The organism is Chamaesiphon sp. OTE_8_metabat_110, from assembly GCF_031382685.1.
Lineage (GTDB): Bacteria > Cyanobacteriota > Cyanobacteriia > Cyanobacteriales > Chamaesiphonaceae > Chamaesiphon.
The window spans coordinates 1-2,478 of record NZ_JANMZA010000415.1; the positions used below are offsets into that span (position 1 = coordinate 1).

Here is a 2,478-nt window from a genome sequence, read left to right on the forward strand (position 1 = left end):
ATACAAATATACAAAGATAAGGATTCACCTCCTACCTTTTACCTCCTACCTTTTACCTCCTAACTTTTACCTCTTACCTCTTACCTCTTACCTCTTACCTCTTACCTCTTACCCTTTCCCCTTTACCCTTCCCCCGAAATATAGATGTCTAAATTACTACTAGGAGCAATTTTTAGTTCCGTACTGATTGGGTTAACAAGTGTCAGCCAATCACAAGTCTTACCCGAGGTGGCACCACCACCAAAATCGACAATCCCTACTCAAACCCAGCCATCAAAAACCCCGGATGCAACGCCATCAAATTCGACGATTACAACTCCTACTCAAGTACCAGAGGCTCCAAGTGCAACTACCCCAGATTTGACTTTACTCAGTAAAGCTGTGGGTGTGTTTTGGCAGAGCGACCGCACTGAAACTAATTCTCAGATGATAATTCGAGGTGAGCAGCAAGGCGTCAAGATCGAGATGTCAGCCCAAGTGAAAACGATTGCACAAATTGGCAATAAGTTCCAAACTCAATTAGTATTTACCCCAGTTGGATCGACCCCAAAGGCTACCTATACAATTGTTTCTAACGGTCGAGATGTCTGGATTTATCGACCAGATCGCCGTCAATATGCCAAGACTACTTTTGATGCCTTTAGATCGGGTGCTGATTGGTTGTGGACTGGCATATCTTCATCTATGTTTTTGACAATATCAGCAGCAGATCGACAAGAAATGTTGTCCGTATTAGGAACCGATCGTGATATTATTAAATCGATTCCACCATCGCAGTATAAAGATTTAGTCGGATCGCAGCGGCAAGTTGATGGACAAGATTTTTACAACTATTCATACAACTTCAAGGCTGAAGGATTTATATTTGATGTGCTAGTTCAGCCCCAAACAGCCACAGTTCAAAGAATTGAATTTAATGGTAAAGTTGATGGCATGAATATTAGTCTATCTGAGCAAATCATTAGTCGTAAGCCGCAAGTGAAAATATCTAAGCGAACCTTTGAATTTACACCTCCCAGAGGCGTCAAAAAAGTTAAAGCTATAGATATCGAACTGTTTAAGTAACTAGCTTGTAGTTGCCAGCCCTCAGTCTTACCCGATCGTTGCCATAATTCCTCGCCCGACTGAGGGGCACTGAATCGGGATTTTGCTATAATGCAGACAGATCGATCGCTACTGTCGGCACTGCGATCGCCTGTGGGGTTGCCTCAAATATTTACACTGACTATTTACCATTCACCACCTTGAGATATGCAGCTTTTTATCGATACTAATATTCTGCTATCTTTTTATGCACTCAATCAAGAAGACTTAGCCCAACTGCATAAGCTGATTGAAGCGATCGATAATCAACAGATTACCTTATTATTAACAGACCAAATTGTTGACGAGTTCAATCGCAACCGCGAACAACGGATCGATGGTGCGATCAAATCACTCCGTACTCAAACTTTCAATCCGCAATTTCCGCAACTGTGTGAAGATTATCCTGAAATTGAATTGCTTAGGGACGCACTCAAACATTACGAACAAGCGCATGTCTCGCTAACCAAGAAGATTCTTGCAGATATTAAAACCAAAACACTCACAGCCGATCGAATTATTCAGTCTTTATTTAGTTTGGGTAAAAAGTTCGTCCCGACGCTAGCAACAATCGATCGAGCGCGACTGCGAATGAGCATTGGTAATCCACCGGGCAAGAACAATTCATTAGGTGATGCGATTAACTGGGAGTGCTTGCTCGACGAAGTACCAGAAGGCGAAGATCTATATTTTATTACTGGCGATAAAGACTATTGTTCTGCTCTAAATGACGATGACTTTAGTGACTTCTTGCTTGCTGAATGGTATAATAGAAAGCAGACAAAAATTTATTTTTATAAGCGATTAGCTAGTTTCTGTAAAGAACAATTCCCCGAAATTACGCTAGCTACCGTTCGCGATAAAGAATTCTTAATTAGAGATTTAGTAAACAGTCATTCGATCGCTAATACTCAAGCCGCGATCGAGAAACTCAGTTATTACTCCGAATTTTCAGCCGCTCAAGTCAATACGATCGTCGCCGCAGCAATTGCCAATCGGCATGTCGTATGGTCGCTAGAAGACGAGCTAGTCAGCGGTTTTCTATCATCGGTAGTCATCAATAACAAACAGTATTTAGACGCCGCTACCTTAGCCGCGATCGAAGAGTTGTTAGGTAATAAATCGCCAACTTAGTTAGGCGATCTTGCAACGTTCTTCAAGATTGTCGATCGAGACTGCATCCTCGTTCTGAGGAGTTGAATCTCAACTCGCAAGTTGTGCCACCATCTCAGCACGAGATGATACCTCTAGCTTGCGAAACATCCGCTTCAAAGCTTGCTTAACCGAATTTTCGGTAATCCATAACTCCTGACCGATTTCGGCATTCGTGCGCCCCAAAGCCACCAGTCTGACAATTTGCAATTCACGCTGCGTCAATTTGTCTGTGTGAAAAAT

Annotated in this window: 3 protein-coding genes; 2 read left to right on the forward strand and 1 reads right to left on the reverse strand. The window is 42.4% G+C overall.

Annotation, left to right across the window (positions count from 1 at the left end; all coding sequences use genetic code 11):
• The first annotated feature begins 144 nt into the window (after nt 1-144).
• Both RMO52_RS15225 and RMO52_RS15230 read left to right on the forward strand, forming a co-directional pair.
• Nucleotides 145-1,065 (forward strand): hypothetical protein, encoded by a 921-nt coding sequence (locus tag RMO52_RS15225; protein ID WP_310415751.1) that lies wholly within the window; start codon nt 145-147, stop codon nt 1,063-1,065.
• A 186-nt stretch (nt 1,066-1,251) separates the two neighbouring features.
• Entirely contained in the window at nt 1,252-2,217 is a 966-nt protein-coding gene (locus RMO52_RS15230) for a PIN domain-containing protein (protein WP_310415753.1), read from the forward strand.
• Between the two features lie 69 nt (nt 2,218-2,286).
• On the opposite strand, the gene RMO52_RS15235 is transcribed toward RMO52_RS15230, so the two are convergent.
• The coding region (locus tag RMO52_RS15235; protein WP_310415755.1) for a helix-turn-helix transcriptional regulator at nt 2,287-2,478 on the reverse strand (192 nt) is incomplete at its 5' end.

Excerpts from the sequence above, each read along its gene's own strand:
- RMO52_RS15225 (WP_310415751.1), top strand. The coding sequence starts at position 145 with ATGTCTAAATTACTACTAGGAGCAATTTTTAGTTCCGTACTGATTGGG.
- RMO52_RS15230 (WP_310415753.1), top strand. The coding sequence starts at position 1,252 with ATGCAGCTTTTTATCGATACTAATATTCTGCTATCTTTTTATGCACTC.